The organism is Phormidium sp. FACHB-592 (assembly GCF_014695795.1).
In the GTDB taxonomy this organism is placed as follows: Bacteria; Cyanobacteriota; Cyanobacteriia; order Leptolyngbyales; family Leptolyngbyaceae; genus Stenomitos.
Genome location: NZ_JACJOZ010000036.1, coordinates 1 through 13,683, shown reverse-complemented (window position 1 = coordinate 13,683; position 13,683 = coordinate 1). Strand labels below are relative to the sequence as shown.

The window sequence follows — 13,683 nt, the reverse complement described above, 5'->3', positions numbered from 1 at the left end:
CACTCGTTTGGCTTTCGTCCAGGGCGCTCCTGTCACGATGCAATCATGGCGATCTACCTCCAGGTTTGTCATCAACCGAAATGGGTTTTAGATGCCGATCTGGCAAAGTGTTTCGACACGATTGCGCGACAACCCTTGTTGAAGAAGCTGAACGCCAGCCCGTTTGTCACTCGACAAATCCGAGCCTGGTTGCGGGCAGGGGTAATGGACAACTTCCAATACAGTGAAACGCCGCAAGGTGTACCACAGGGCGGAAGTTTGTCACCCTTATTGGCGAATGTGGCGTTGCATGGCATGGAAACCTACATTGCCCGCTATTGCAAAGGGGCAAGGGTGATCCGCTATGCCGATGATCTGTTGGTCATCCATCCGGAACGACAGGTCATTGAACACGCCCAACAGCTATTGGGCAAGTGGTTAGAGATGATGGGACTGGCGTTCAAGCCAAGTAAGACCCGCATCTGTCATACCCTGAATCCAGTGGATGGACAGGTGGGGGTTGACTTTCTAGGTTTCTCCATTCGGCAATACCGAGTGAGCAAATATAAATCTGGTTGATGGAGTCAAGCAATTGCTTCTGTCTCAACGGCTGAAACTGGTCAGTAGATTGCAGCTAGCCCATCGAGTCCAACCTGTCCGGCGGGTTTTCATTCCCAAGCCCGGCAGCCAGGAGAAGCGTGGGTTGGGCATTCCGACCATCCATGACCGCTGCGTGCAGACGCTGGTTAAGTTGGGGCTGGAACCTGAATGGGAGGCAAAATTTGAGCCAAACAGTTACGGGTTTCGACCAGGTCGCTCGTGCCATGATGCCATCGAAGCGATTTTTAGTGCCATTCGGCAAAAGCCCAAATTCGTTTTGGATGCAGATCTAGAAAAATGCTTCGACCGGATCGACCAGTCTGCTTTGCTGGCAAAACTCCAGACTTTTCCCACACTACGACGACAAGTTCAAGCTTGGCTCAGTGCTGGGGTGATGGAGAGAGGAGCACTGTTTCCGACCGAGGAAGGCGTGCCACAAGGGGGATGTTGCTCCCCTTTACTGGCAAATATCGCCTTGCATGGCATGGAGGCAGTGGTGAGCCAAGTTTCCAAGACTGCACGGCTCATTTGCTACTGTGATGATTTTGTGGTGTTACACGAAGACATTACAGTAGTGCAAGCGTGTCAGCATGCATTACAACAGTGCTTCAGTGGCATGGGCTTAACCTTGAAACCAAGCAAAACTCATATCACGCATACCCTCAACCCCTATGAGGGACGAATGGGCTTTGATTTTCTGGGGATGCAGATTCGGCAATTCCACGTTGGCAAATATCAATGTGGCAAAGCGGGCACCAGAGGCAAGCATCCTCAATCACTTGGTTTTAAGACGCTCATCAAACCCAGCTCCGCGAAGCTGAAACAACAAAGTGGCGCGCTCGGTTGCATCATCAAGGCCCATCGAGCCGCCCCTCAAGCGGCCTTGATTCGACAGCTGAATCCTCGCATTCGAGGTTGGGCAAACTATTATGCCTCCGTGGTCAGCAAAGCCTGTTTTGAGAAACTCGACCATCTCATCTTTCAGCAACTGCGGGCTTGGGCACGCCGTCGTCATCCGCATAAATCCCGCCACTGGACCATTCACCGTTACTGGAGAACAAACAGTGGCGAGCATTGGCGCTTTAGCGCCACACTCAACGGACAAGCGATACCCCTGCTCAAACATCGAGAGACGCCCATCGTGCGGCATATCAAGGTGCAAGGAACGCGGAGTCCTTATGACGGCGACTGGCTTTATTGGAGTATCAGATTGGGCAGACATCCAGAGGTGCCGAAACGAGTGGCAACACTGTTGAAGCACCAAAACGGACAATGCCGAGCTTGTGGACTGTTCTTCAAGGATGGAGACCGATGGGAGCTTGACCACATTCTGGCACGCTCACAAGGCGGCAAGGATGTCTACACAAACCTGCAATTACTCCATCGACACTGCCATGTGACAAAAACTGGACTAGAAAGAGCAAGCGCTCCATCATAGTCTGGTCTAACAGGTATGCATGACAAGCACCAGATCACTGAGGAGCCGTGTGAGGTTAACACTTCAAGCACGGTTCTGAAGACCAGCGGGGTGGGTGACTGCTCCGCTGAGTTTAACCCCATGATTGGTCTAGCGGCAGGAAGAAAGCCAAAACAATACAAAATCAAGCTTTTAAGAACATCAACCTTCCCCTAAACAATCAATAGTGGGACGGTTCAGCGGACCACGTACCCATTAGGACGATTACTAGAAGCTAGGATCAGCAGGCTTTCCAGCCTTAGCGACCAAAATTTCTCCATTACTCAACAAAGGCGATACATCGTACTCTTGATACTTTTCTCGTAATTCTTTTGGTACACGGATAGGTTTACCATTTTGTAGATTGACGAAAATACCTGTTTGTTCACCGAGAGCAGCTACTTTACCATTAACCAATATCACTGCATTAACAGTCCAGCGCAGTGAGTCTATTGCCTTAATCCACATCCTGCCACAAGGAGTATCAGGAATTCTAATGGCCTGTTTATAGTCAACTCGTGTTTGCACAATAATAGGGGCAATTCCATTCTTAATTTGTTCGTCTAAGGGGAAATGAAGCGCTAACATTTCCAAGCGCATATCTTCTAACCACCGGATATAAACGATGTTGTTAACAATGCCCGCAAAGTCAATATCATAAGTTCTAACTGGTAAATTTATTTCAATTTCAAATGGTTGCTTCTGGAATTGTTCGCTCATATTTGCCTTCTAGTGAACTCTTAACTTCAAGAACGGAAATCTTGAGAAGAAATTACTATTTTGTGAAGCCGATTTATTCAATTGTGCACAAGCAAATAATTCTTGTTAGAACTGGCTATAGCCATCCTTCATAGAATGTAACCGGGGTGTAGGAGTGGAATTTCTACGTACTATGAACGCCTTATTCGCAAATACCTTTGAAAGCCACATATTAATATTTTATTCAAAGAATATTTTTGTCAAAACTACTTTTTTACATGGCTAGTTATTTTGTAGTTCCTAGATAGAGAATCGAAATAAGTCAATCTCTAGCAGATGTACTATAGAAATACGAGTTCAGCTTTGGGATGATTTATCGATACGACGGAGAGTAATGCGTAATAGATTCTGTGCTCCAGATGCGAAACCAAAAATAGAATGCTGCAAATACTGTTCGTAATCAATGACACGTTTCTCTCCAATTAAGCATACCGCTTCTGTCCGATTTGCCTTCAAACGTTTGAACCACGCCTTTAAGGTTCGTACATAATCTTGTCGGTCATTGCGGATGGCTACAATCTCAAAAAGTGGTTCGATCGCCATCGCAATCTCAACGAATCGTGGTAAGTCGGATTCTGGGAAAATCTCATTGATAATGAGAGGCTTGATTTCTTTTGCACACATGCTGCCATAAGCAATAGTTTGTAGCGTTAAAAAGCCAGAAGGTTTTAGCCATTGGTGACAGCATTGAAAAAATTTATGGTAAGCATGAACTTTCTCGACCTGAGATAATCCTGGTTTAACAAATGCTTCAAAAGCTTCAATCGAGATAATAGAATCGTAGAGTTCGTTTGGACAATGATTAAACCAGTTTTCTAATCTGGCTTGAATTCCAGTATGCTGAAATGACTCAATGTTATCTAGCTGCGCTTGACTTAAAGTTAAGCCCGTTACTTGCTTAACCCCATAGATCTCAACTAGACGTTTGAGCATAGCTCCCCATCCGCAGCCAACTTCTAGAACGTGATTTGCGCCCTTGGCTTGTGCTTGTTTGACAAAATAATCTAATTTTCCGACTTGAGCAGATTCCAAAGATTCAAAACTTTCGTGTTCTGACCACAATGCACAACTATAGCTTATGGTTCTATCCAGCCAGAGTTTATAAAAGTCATTACTAACATCATAGTGATGCTGAATAGCCCAATCTGACGCTCCTTGGTAATCAAGGATGTCTAGGGAAGCAGATGTATCTAATGTCGATTTGTGGGTAAGGTTCATGAAAGACCGCTCCAATGATAAGAAGTATAGATGTCAGAGTTTGAGAAACTGGTTTCTCCCATTGCATAGGTCAGTTAGCGCTTTGCTAAATACTGCGAGATTGATGCAATAGTCGGATAATCATGAGTGATTGTTGGATCTACTTCATGTCCCAGCCAATCCTCTAATTCACTAGTCATTCCCACTGCTGCTAGTGAATCTAAACCATACCTCTCTAGGTTGGAAGTAATATCTAATTCCGTAGAATCAATTCCTAGAGATGTTGAGAGATATGAGATCAACCAATTCTGAATCTCTTTTTCTGTTCTTGAACTCTTCTGCATTGTTTCTAATTGTAAATTATCGAAATGAGCATTAAGGCGATTTCTCCAAAAGAAGAGACCCGATAGTAGGGACAGGTTTAGCCAGAATTGCATGGTGAAGCCTGCAAGATATCTACAGAATCTACCCCTACAGGTATTTTTTTTCTAGAAATCTCCTAACCTCAATCATTGACGCGTTTTCCATTGTCAATTTTTCCTACTCATTCTTGCTCCTAAATCAATTAATAACTGATTTAGATTGTACCCATGCACTTCGATTTTCAATCATCTGCTTCGTTGATTTTTTAACATCCCATGCTAGGTTTAGGAACTCTAACGTTCGAATTACATATCCACCCCAATCGATCTGCCACCATTTCATACCAAAGAAAGCTGAACTATTAAAAGCATGATGGTTGTTATGCCAAGACTCGCCTAATGTTGGAATTGCCAACCATAAATTGTTGGTACTTCTTTCATTCGTTTGAAAGGGCCGCTCACCATAGATATGCATAATAGAGTTCACACTCCAAATTGCATGTTCAACAAAAAATAGCCGCACCAGTCCGCCCCACAAAAAACCAAGAAAAGCTCCTGAAAATGACTGATATATGAAACCTCCAATGACTGTTGGAAATACTAGTCCTAAGCAGAACCAGACAAAATACAATTGACTAACTTTGAAAAGGATTTTGTCTCTTAATAGTTCTGGTGCATAGTAAAGGGGATTTGGAATTTCATGGTCGAACATCCAAAGAATATGGGCATAGGCTAATCCCCTAAATATCTTAAGATTAGATGCCTCTTGCTGGTGAGGGGAATGGGGATCGCCCAATTGGTCACTACATTCGTGGTGACGACGGTGCAATGCTACCCAGTAAATTAGTGGCCCCTGACCAGCCATTGATCCTAGTATTACCAAAATTACTTGGATGACCTTGCTTGTCTTGAACGATCTATGGGTAAATAGTCGATGAAATCCAACCGTAATACCAGTTCCGCTGGCAATCCACATTGTTAAGAAAAGGCTGATTTCGGTGATGCTTATTCTGTATTTTCCAAGCAATGAAACTGCGATAATGGTTCCTAATAAAGGTAGCAAAGTAATCAAAAATGCGTGAAACTGTTGACTCTTTTTTAAGGCGCTTTTTTGGATCACCTTCTTGGAGGAATGAGTAGTTGCTTCAGACGAATGATTACCTGGAGAATTGTTAGACATGGCGGGAGTGTTTGTAAGGTTTTGGCAATGAATTCTACTCTGATCTAAAATCAGATCAACTCCGTTGAGGAACCGCAACTAAAGTGAAATGTCAAATTGATTAGCTACTGCAACGCCCGATTTAATAGCATCTTCATGAAAACCGTAGCCTAGATAGCTTCCACAAAAAAATGTTCTACGGGTACCATTTAGTTGAATTAACCCTTTCTGAGTGTTGACTGCTTCAAAAGTGTAAACGGGATGAGTGAAATCAACTTGGTGCAAAATAGCCTTCTCAGGAATTTCTTGACGACGATTCAAGGTGACAAAGTATTGATTCTGAGTATGTCTATGATTTTGTATTCGATTCAAGTGGTACGTTACGGAGTAAAAATCCAAATTATTTTCTAGTTCTTGAGTATAATTCCAAGAGGCCCATGCTTCTTTATGGGAAGGCATAACAGAGATATCAGTATGAACTATAGTTCGGTTCAATTGATATTTCCACGTTCCCAATAAGCAAATCTCTTCCTCAGACGGATCACTAAGCAGATTGAGAACCTGATCTGCATGAACTCCAAACACAACATAGTCAAATTTATATGTATTACTATTCTCTTTTATATAGACACCATCTGATTCTCTAGAAATAGAATCAACCTGAGAGTTGGTTTTTACTCTTCCTTTAAATTTTCTGATAATAGTATTGATATAATTCCGACTACCACCCTTGATATATTGCCATTTTGGAATCTGATCTCTTGTTAACATGCCATGATTGTTCATGAAGTGCAAAAAAGTTGCTGCTGGAAAATCAGTAATTTGACTTGGCGCAGTGGACCAAATCGCTGAGGCGCTTGGAATAATATAGAGATTGATAAGGTCAGTGGAAAAACCTTCTGCTTCTAAATATTGCCCTAAAGTTAGGTTGGCTAAAATGCCGTCAGCAAGATCTTGAGATGCTTTACAACCAAACTTATAAATCTCCTTAATAATTTTAATGACTACTGGATCTAACTTCTGATCTTTAGTAGGCACCCCACCTATTCCATTGTTCAACCGAGAAGACTTACTTTTAGGGTTTGCATAAGCATATTCCAGTTTGCTTTCTTCAGAGTGATAGCTGAAGGACATGTCACTTTCCTCGATTTCAACATCACCTAATTGATGGATTAATCGGTGCATGGTTGGATAATTATGATCATTGAGAACCATAAAACCAATATCCAAAGGAGTTCCTGCGTCAGGACCTTGTTCAACAACTAAAGTATGTGCATGACCTCCAAGACGCTTATCCTTTTCAAAGATAGTCACGTTATGGTTTTGTTGCAGCAGATAAGCCGCAGTCAGTCCTGCCGCACCAGCACCGATGACAGCAATATTTAGACCTTTGGCATCCTTTGTTTCAAACGGCTTTGTGTTCATATGGCTAAATAAAAGCTACTTCCAAATTGTCGATCGCTGTACGAAAAACTAAACCAAACAATACATGTGGACAATGTTTAGAGTTTTTGCTAAAAATGCGCTTTTGCATGCATAACGTTGAACTTTGCCACTGGAGGTTTTAGGAATACTCCCAACCTGGATAAGCGCGATCGCATAGGGTTGAAGGTTATATTGTTGAGTAACTGCCTCGCGAATATCCCCTACCAATTGATTGAGAACTGTTAATAGATCTTTGCTTTGTTCATCACTTGGCGCTGTATTCTTCTGAAGAGAACTGAAATCTTGTTCGCATTTCTCATGAGCGCCCTGATTTACAGCTTGTTTGAAATTTCTACTGTAACGACGTTCAACTTCAGCTACGATAACTAATCGTTCTTCATTCTCTAACTCAATAGAAAATACTGCGCTAGCGTTGGAGCACAAACTTGAATGACTTTGCTCAACAGTTCTTTCAATGTCCTGGGGATAGTAGTTACTACCTCGGATAATAATGATATCCTTCAGTCGCCCGGTTACAAATAGCTCCCCATCTTGGATAAAGCCCAGATCGCCCGTTCGTAGATAAGGTCCCTTTCCAGAATTTATCAGATAAGCATTGAATGTTTCTTGTGTGTTTTCTGTTTGGTTCCAATAACCTTGTGCCACACTAGACCCCTGAACCCAAATTTCTCCAACTTCACTGTTGTCGCACTGAGTTAATTTGTTGGGGTGGACAATAACAATTTCTTGTTTAGACAGGGTTTGGCCACAACCTACCAGTTCTTGTGATTCACTATTACAGTTGATTGCTCGCTTGACCTGATTTTGTTCTAACGATATGCGGTCAAATGCTTTAATCACTGGTGCTGCTAATTTTGATCCGCCCGAAATGATGAGGGTTGCCTCTGCCATCCCATAACAAGGATAAAAAGATTCATGGCGGAAGCCGTAGGGTGCAAACTTTTCTGTGAATCTTCTCATACAATCAGATCTAATTGGCTCAGCACCATTAAAAGCAACTTCCCAAGAGCTTAAATCTAAGTCGCCTAAATCCTCAGTTTTAATTTTTTGGACGCATAGATCGTAGGCAAAGTTTGGCCCTCCACTCGTTGTTGCTTGGTGCTGCGATATTGCTCTTAACCAACGAATAGGACGTTGTAAAAATAGGAAAGGTGACATTAACACGACTGGAAACCCTCCGTAGAGAGGCGCTAAAATACCACCAATTAACCCCATATCATGATAGGGCGGTAACCAGATCACTCCTTTGCTATGGGTCGTGTGACCAAAGCAGTGATGTATCAATTTCAGGTTGTGCAGCAAATTCTGGTGAGATATCGTTACGCCCTTAGGAGCAGATGTCGATCCAGAAGTGTACTGTAAAAATGCTAATTCGTGTTTTGTCTCAGCTAACTTCTGATCTATATTTATACTCCTATCTTCAATATGATCAGTAGTTATCCATTTAAGCGTTCTTAAAGTGGGAAATTGCTCAAGTCTTCCATCCAGATTTGTTAGTGTAGAAGTTGTAGTCAATGCAACTTTTGGTTGTGAATCTATTAAAATTGATTCTAGTCGTTCCATTGAACGATTGGGACGAGGTACATACGCTGGAACAGCAATAATTCCTGCATACAAACAGCCGAAAAAAGCCGCGATGTATTCAAGTCCAGGTTGGTATAGGAGTAAAGCTCTATCACCTGGCAAAACTTTCAATACAAGTTGAGCCGCGATCGCTTGAGCTTGTTGATCTAACTCTCGGTAGGTTAGATTCTCTGTCTGTTCGTTATTTAAAAAGGTATAGGCAACTTGATTAGCTTGATGAGATGCTCGAAATTTTAGTAGCTCAACTAAGTTCCCAAGCTGATTCAGTGAGAGTGAGTCACTTTTTATTGCTGTGATTGACATATTTTATGCTTAGGAATAGATGAAATGATCTGATTTAGCCCATTACTTGTACGAAGTACACCATCAGTGGAGGACCATTTATCTTACCTTTTCTCTATATTTCCCACTATCTAGTGAGATTTCTCACAAATAAAGAAAAAATATAATTTAAGAGGTAATGTCTTTTCAAGCGGATGAAGAAAGGCAGATTTGAATTGAGCTAATTGGATGATGTCTCTGATATCCGCCTTTGTTGAGTAATGGAGAAATTTTGGTCGCTAAAGCTGGAAAGTCTGCTGATCCTAGCTTCTAGTAATCGTCCTAATGGGTACGTGGTCCGCTGAACTGTCCCACTGTTGATTGTTTAGGGGAAGGTTGACGTTCTTAAAAGGGGTGATTGGAGGGTTGCTGTCATAGAATGCAATTAGGCTGAAACCTTTGCAGGGAAGGAGATTACGAATAGTTTGCCTGTACTAAGAGCTTCTAGCCGCTCTTTGGAAAGTACTAACGCTACAAAGCTACGCCTTGCACAGCTGTAATGGGGGCCTTAGTGAATCTTTTCCAAGAAAGTTTATCAATGGCTGCCTTTTGTGAAGGGAGTGCTGGCAGCGAGGCTATCACCAGGGACTATGAGGAGCAAGCGGCAGCTTGAAACAGCGTCAATTCGTTGCTTGAGCGCGGCAAATTTGAGACCTACCAAAAGCATTAGCCCAAACAAACCAATCTAAATTGCTGTCTCTGTCATGGTTTCAGCCTCATTGCTCCTCCTAGCAGCGATGCTTCAATTACCCTTAAGTGGGCAGCACTGGTCGAATTGGCAGTATCCTTCCTTCTATTAGCGCTCTCGCATCTTCTGCAACATCGATGAACCTGACATTGTGCTAGATACCTATGTCCTATCTCTAAAAGACCGGTCTCACATGACGAACTCCCTAGAGATCGTTTGCTATTAAATTGTGCAGCCAAAGTATTACACACCCTTAGCCGTCAGCATTACTTAACCTGAGTTCGGGTTAAGCCGGAACCTGAAATCCTTACTGAAGCTGGCTTAAGCCAAGCAATCAGTCAGAAAGCCTCTCTCAATAAGACCTGCTACTGCAAGTATTTGCAATTGTGAGGCTTATTGACAGAAGTTTGACCTAAAGCGTGGTAGCAGGTCACGGAAAATCAGAGCTTCTAACGATTCCTTATCCCGAACTAACGTTAATTACTTAACGATTTCATTATGGGCAGCCTGCCAATCTTCTGAGCGCGACTATGTTTTTGTGCCAGCCTAAGTAAGAGCAAGCTCCTAGAGGCGATCGCCTTGGATTAGTTGCATTCGGAGCAACCGTGCAAGTGCGCCAACGGTCTGGTTAGTTGCGGGTGGCAGCAGCAGGGCAGCTTTGAGGTCAACAGCTTACAGCTTTGCTCAAACTCAGTCTAGACAAAACTTCTAGGTCATCTGGCACCTTTTTACCTTGATGTCGGCTCAATTCCAAGTTGGGATCATGTCGCTACTGGAAGGCTCTTTCAGTCACATTCGTGGGCGCTGGCATGCTCAAACGAAAAGCAACCAAGGGTGTGTTGCTGGAGCCAGACTTGCATTGGCTAGTGAGGCGGCTGGCGATCAGCTCTCCAAGGAGATGTCCTCACCTTCCCCGTCCTCATCAAAACGAACGGATAGCAAGCAGTCCGTTGCCTCGGCGGGAAGGGTGAAGTCGAACGTATTGATGCTGCCCTCGTCCTCATCTCCCCAGTGCGAACAGAGTTTGAGTCCATCGACGACCTGCTTCACACTCGACCGAGGTGTCCCGGCATGTTTCTTCCAGTACGCCGCGTCGCGTTCCTCAAGCTGATGAGATGCGAAAAGCGAGACGCCTGAATTGCCGTTACCGTCGTCGAACAACCGTTTGATGGCAGCCAAAGCGAGCGCCGTCCGGCGCTCGCTCTCCTTCTTGACTTTGCTCATGGTGAAGTCGCCTAACGTTCCCCATTGCCCGCTGCAGCTAACCTCGAACTTTCATCACTAGCCTCTCGGCGGTTGGTATGCGTTGAGGTAGTTCGGCGGCGGTTTACCTTGTCTGTTCAAGTTGTAAACACAACTTCATGTAAGGTCTTCTGATACTCGTTATTTGCTAGAGCAAGCATCTCGCCAAAGAGCGGTGCAAAGGGACGGTTGGCATCCATCGCGGCGTATGCTTCCAGCGATTGCCAATGCCCAAAATTAATACAACGCCAGCCGTCTAAGCTGCGATGAGCGTGAGTCGAAAGCAACCCTGCTTGCCCTGACACCATGACTAACGCCTCACGAAATAACTCGATGAAGCGAGTCTGATTTTCCGGTTGCTTCATCTTAAAGATGCCGAAGTTGATCAGTCCATCCATGCCGGACGAGAGGTGCAATGCGCTCGCTTCTGGTGCTTCAGCAAAAATCTCATACAGATGAACATCAGGAACAGCAACATCTGTGAAGGGCTGAGTCGCGACATAAGCATCTTGCTGCGCCCATTGCGTATAGCTTGTGACTCTTAACCCATCACGACTACGCAACACTGTGCCAGAGACAAAGCCTGGCTTCTGCCTCAGAACAGCTTCAATGTTCTGCACTGCCTTTTCGACTAAGTTTGCTTGTTGGTCAGGCTCTACTGGAAAGATGACAAATTCAGCTAAGAAGCCATTCGCTTTACTCACAATTGGCATCTTAAACCTCCAAGACTGCTGTTTTCACGAAGCATTCTGACATAATAAAGACAAAAAGCAATCACGTTCAACGATACCTTAACTAGCCATGTAAGCCGCATGCGTGCCGGTTAAGTGGCTGCAAGTAACCTTTGCTACAACAGCGACCACCTTTGCCCGTCCGCTCCGATCAGCTCGTTAGCCGGCTGTTTCTACATGTACGACATGGTACAAATGAAACTCATTGCGTGCCAATCCTTCCCAGTAGGGCTTGTCTGGATTAAAACCCGGTTGCTTCAAAATCGCCTCAAACGCCGCTTGACTCTCCCATTGGCCGTAATTGAACATGCGGGTGCCATCCAAACTGCGATGAAAACTCGCTGAGAGCAGTCCTGGTGAATGGCTCATGGCTCGGTCGAGTTCCGTCGTTGTCCGCTGCACCATTTCTGGTTGATTCGAAGCCAGCATGCGAAACTCTGCGAGATGCGTCAGCCGATCACCGGCAACAATCGTCACTGCTGCCGCGATTGCTTTGCTGGCCGACACCTCTAACTGCAACGAGTCCGGCGGAAAAAACTCGTCGAACACTACGGGACGCTGCAAACTGCGATGATCAAACTTGGGTTGCCATTGGCTGTAAGTGAAGACTCGAACGCCATCTAAACTTTGATGGACACTGGCTGAGACAAAGTAGGGGTTGGACTGCCAGGCTTTGCTTTGCTCCTTGATCGCCTCCACTAAGCCGGCTTGATGCCGCTCTGCAACTGTATACAAATCTAGCCCGACGCTCGCAGTGTTTGACCGATCAATCTGCACCATCAGCTCCTCTCAGTCTTTGTGGGTTTGCTTGTTCTGACTTGATGTTAAACACCAACCGCTAACTTGACCACCACTGCCAACCTAACGAAAGGAAGCAGGTTAACACTCTGCTTCACTCACCGCTAGTCACCTTTCGTTCTCAACCAACCAGCTCGATATGGTCCGCGTGCAAGCGGAGTGTGATGCCGTTGCTGCCACAGGACGACTCATCACATACACTGCATGGATATTATTGCCAAACTGCTGCAGTTCGGTCTTACGGATAGGGGTTGTGCCAGTGCTGGACTCGCTCAGCACTGGCACAACCAGCGGAGCGTTAGCCACGCTGCACCAGAGGCACCGCAGTACCAACACAGGCACTAGTGATCGGCACATTCACTAGGTGAACTTGAGCCATCTCGCTGACTGACAGACAAAGGCGGCGGGCACTCTAGAGAGAGTGACCTTGTACAAAGTGGTGTCAATTCTACAATGTCAGATTTTTCCGACGAGCAACTGCAAGTGATTTGTGAAGCCGCCGAGGTAATTGCTTGCGAATGTCCGGCGCACCTGGTCGATTTGTTTCGCCGCGTCCGCCAGTTTCGCCGCTACACCCAGGAAGATTGCTTGGTGTTAGTGCCAGAAGCCGCCACGACGCACCATTGGTTAAGTGACCAGCTGCGACCGCTGGAAGCGGCGCTTGCTCAGGTGCTCACGGAATTTCTGCAGCGCGAGCAGCTGTTGGACGAACAGCAACAGGTTGATTTAGTGAAACTGGCACAACGCAATCGCGAGGCGGCACTGCGCCATCAGGCAGCCCAGTCCCAGTCTGAGTGAAACGCGCACCTCAAGCGGCGGCAGTGCCGGTCTCTGACCGCCGTACACCTGAATTTAAGGTCATCGTAGCCGGTACGCATGGTCACACTTGCGATCACTAAGAGCGATCGTAAGTGTGCAGACCACCAAGTGACTAAGGTTTCAAGTCGGTGTCGCCTCCCCCGCTTTAGGCAAGCAAGGGGCGCTGGGCACGCTGACGTTTGTGGTACCGATCGCTATCGTTAGTGGTCGTCAGTACTTCGTTGCGGGTGGCGGTAACGGTAGCGCGATTGATGCACTGGAAGCCTCGTCTTACTACCCATTAAACGGGCGTCTGGCGCTCGTGCCTGCTTGCGATGCCAGCTTCAACGTCAACAACTTTGACCGCACGCCCAAGCTTAACGTTGGTAACCGACGGGCGTCGTGCCATTTCTAGCGGCGGTGTCAGAGGGGTGATTCAGCAAAACGGCTGTGCAGGGTCAGCAAGACGACTGAGCGGACCAAAAGCGAAGCGGGCACCCTAAAGTTAGTTACTCTTTATACAAAAAAATATTTTATGAAGGCGCTCCCCTTTCACAAGTTGC

13 protein-coding genes and 1 pseudogene are annotated in these 13,683 nt (G+C 45.4%); 4 read left to right on the top strand and 10 right to left on the bottom strand.

Annotation, left to right across the window (positions count from 1 at the left end):
• Together H6F86_RS33115 and H6F86_RS32170 are read left to right on the top strand one after the other, a co-directional pair.
• A pseudogene (locus H6F86_RS33115) lies at positions 1 to 558 on the top strand (reverse transcriptase/maturase family protein); the annotation flags it as partial.
• Between the two features lie 13 nt (positions 559 to 571).
• Entirely contained in the window at positions 572 to 2,017 is a 1,446-nt protein-coding gene (locus tag H6F86_RS32170; protein ID WP_242033454.1) for a reverse transcriptase domain-containing protein, read from the top strand.
• A 246-nt stretch (positions 2,018 to 2,263) separates the two neighbouring features.
• Here the strand turns inward: H6F86_RS32170 and H6F86_RS09925 are convergent, their stop codons facing one another.
• From H6F86_RS09925 to H6F86_RS09880, 10 genes are all read right to left on the bottom strand, one after another.
• On the bottom strand, positions 2,264 to 2,755 hold the full coding sequence (locus H6F86_RS09925; RefSeq protein WP_190448450.1) for a thioesterase family protein: 492 nt from the start codon (positions 2,753 to 2,755) through the stop codon (positions 2,264 to 2,266).
• Positions 2,756 to 3,091: 336 nt separating this feature from the next.
• Entirely contained in the window at positions 3,092 to 4,012 is a 921-nt protein-coding gene (locus tag H6F86_RS09920; protein WP_190448449.1) for a cyclopropane-fatty-acyl-phospholipid synthase family protein, read from the bottom strand.
• Positions 4,013 to 4,086: 74 nt separating this feature from the next.
• A complete protein-coding gene (locus tag H6F86_RS09915; protein ID WP_199305190.1) occupies positions 4,087 to 4,428 on the bottom strand; it encodes an acyl carrier protein in 342 nt (113 codons plus the stop codon).
• Between the two features lie 124 nt (positions 4,429 to 4,552).
• Positions 4,553 to 5,533, bottom strand: a complete 981-nt coding sequence (locus H6F86_RS09910; RefSeq protein ID WP_190448448.1) for an acyl-CoA desaturase — start codon at positions 5,531 to 5,533, stop codon at positions 4,553 to 4,555.
• A 78-nt stretch (positions 5,534 to 5,611) separates the two neighbouring features.
• Positions 5,612 to 6,937 carry an FAD-dependent oxidoreductase gene (locus tag H6F86_RS09905; protein ID WP_190448447.1) on the bottom strand — a complete coding sequence of 442 codons (1,326 nt, stop codon included), beginning with the start codon at positions 6,935 to 6,937 and terminating at the stop codon, positions 5,612 to 5,614.
• A 48-nt stretch (positions 6,938 to 6,985) separates the two neighbouring features.
• Complete coding sequence (locus H6F86_RS09900) at positions 6,986 to 8,845, bottom strand: fatty acyl-AMP ligase (protein ID WP_190448446.1); 1,860 nt, start codon at positions 8,843 to 8,845, stop codon at positions 6,986 to 6,988.
• Between the two features lie 1,588 nt (positions 8,846 to 10,433).
• Entirely contained in the window at positions 10,434 to 10,775 is a 342-nt protein-coding gene (locus tag H6F86_RS09895) for a DUF2004 domain-containing protein (RefSeq protein WP_190448445.1), read from the bottom strand.
• Between the two features lie 116 nt (positions 10,776 to 10,891).
• The gene (locus H6F86_RS09890) at positions 10,892 to 11,506 is read right to left on the bottom strand and encodes an antibiotic biosynthesis monooxygenase (protein WP_190448444.1); all 615 of its coding nucleotides are present in this window, start codon (positions 11,504 to 11,506) and stop codon (positions 10,892 to 10,894) included.
• A gap of 177 nt (positions 11,507 to 11,683) precedes the next feature.
• Entirely contained in the window at positions 11,684 to 12,304 is a 621-nt protein-coding gene (locus tag H6F86_RS09885) for an antibiotic biosynthesis monooxygenase (protein WP_190448443.1), read from the bottom strand.
• Positions 12,305 to 12,430: 126 nt separating this feature from the next.
• Positions 12,431 to 12,628 carry a hypothetical protein gene (locus tag H6F86_RS09880; protein WP_190448442.1) on the bottom strand — a complete coding sequence of 66 codons (198 nt, stop codon included), beginning with the start codon at positions 12,626 to 12,628 and terminating at the stop codon, positions 12,431 to 12,433.
• A 147-nt stretch (positions 12,629 to 12,775) separates the two neighbouring features.
• Between H6F86_RS09880 and H6F86_RS09875 the strand changes: the two genes are divergently transcribed.
• On the top strand, positions 12,776 to 13,120 hold the full coding sequence (locus H6F86_RS09875; RefSeq protein ID WP_190448441.1) for a hypothetical protein: 345 nt from the start codon (positions 12,776 to 12,778) through the stop codon (positions 13,118 to 13,120).
• A gap of 202 nt (positions 13,121 to 13,322) precedes the next feature.
• Complete coding sequence (locus H6F86_RS09870; protein ID WP_190448440.1) at positions 13,323 to 13,535, top strand: hypothetical protein; 213 nt, start codon at positions 13,323 to 13,325, stop codon at positions 13,533 to 13,535.
• The last annotated feature ends 148 nt before the right edge of the window (positions 13,536 to 13,683 follow it).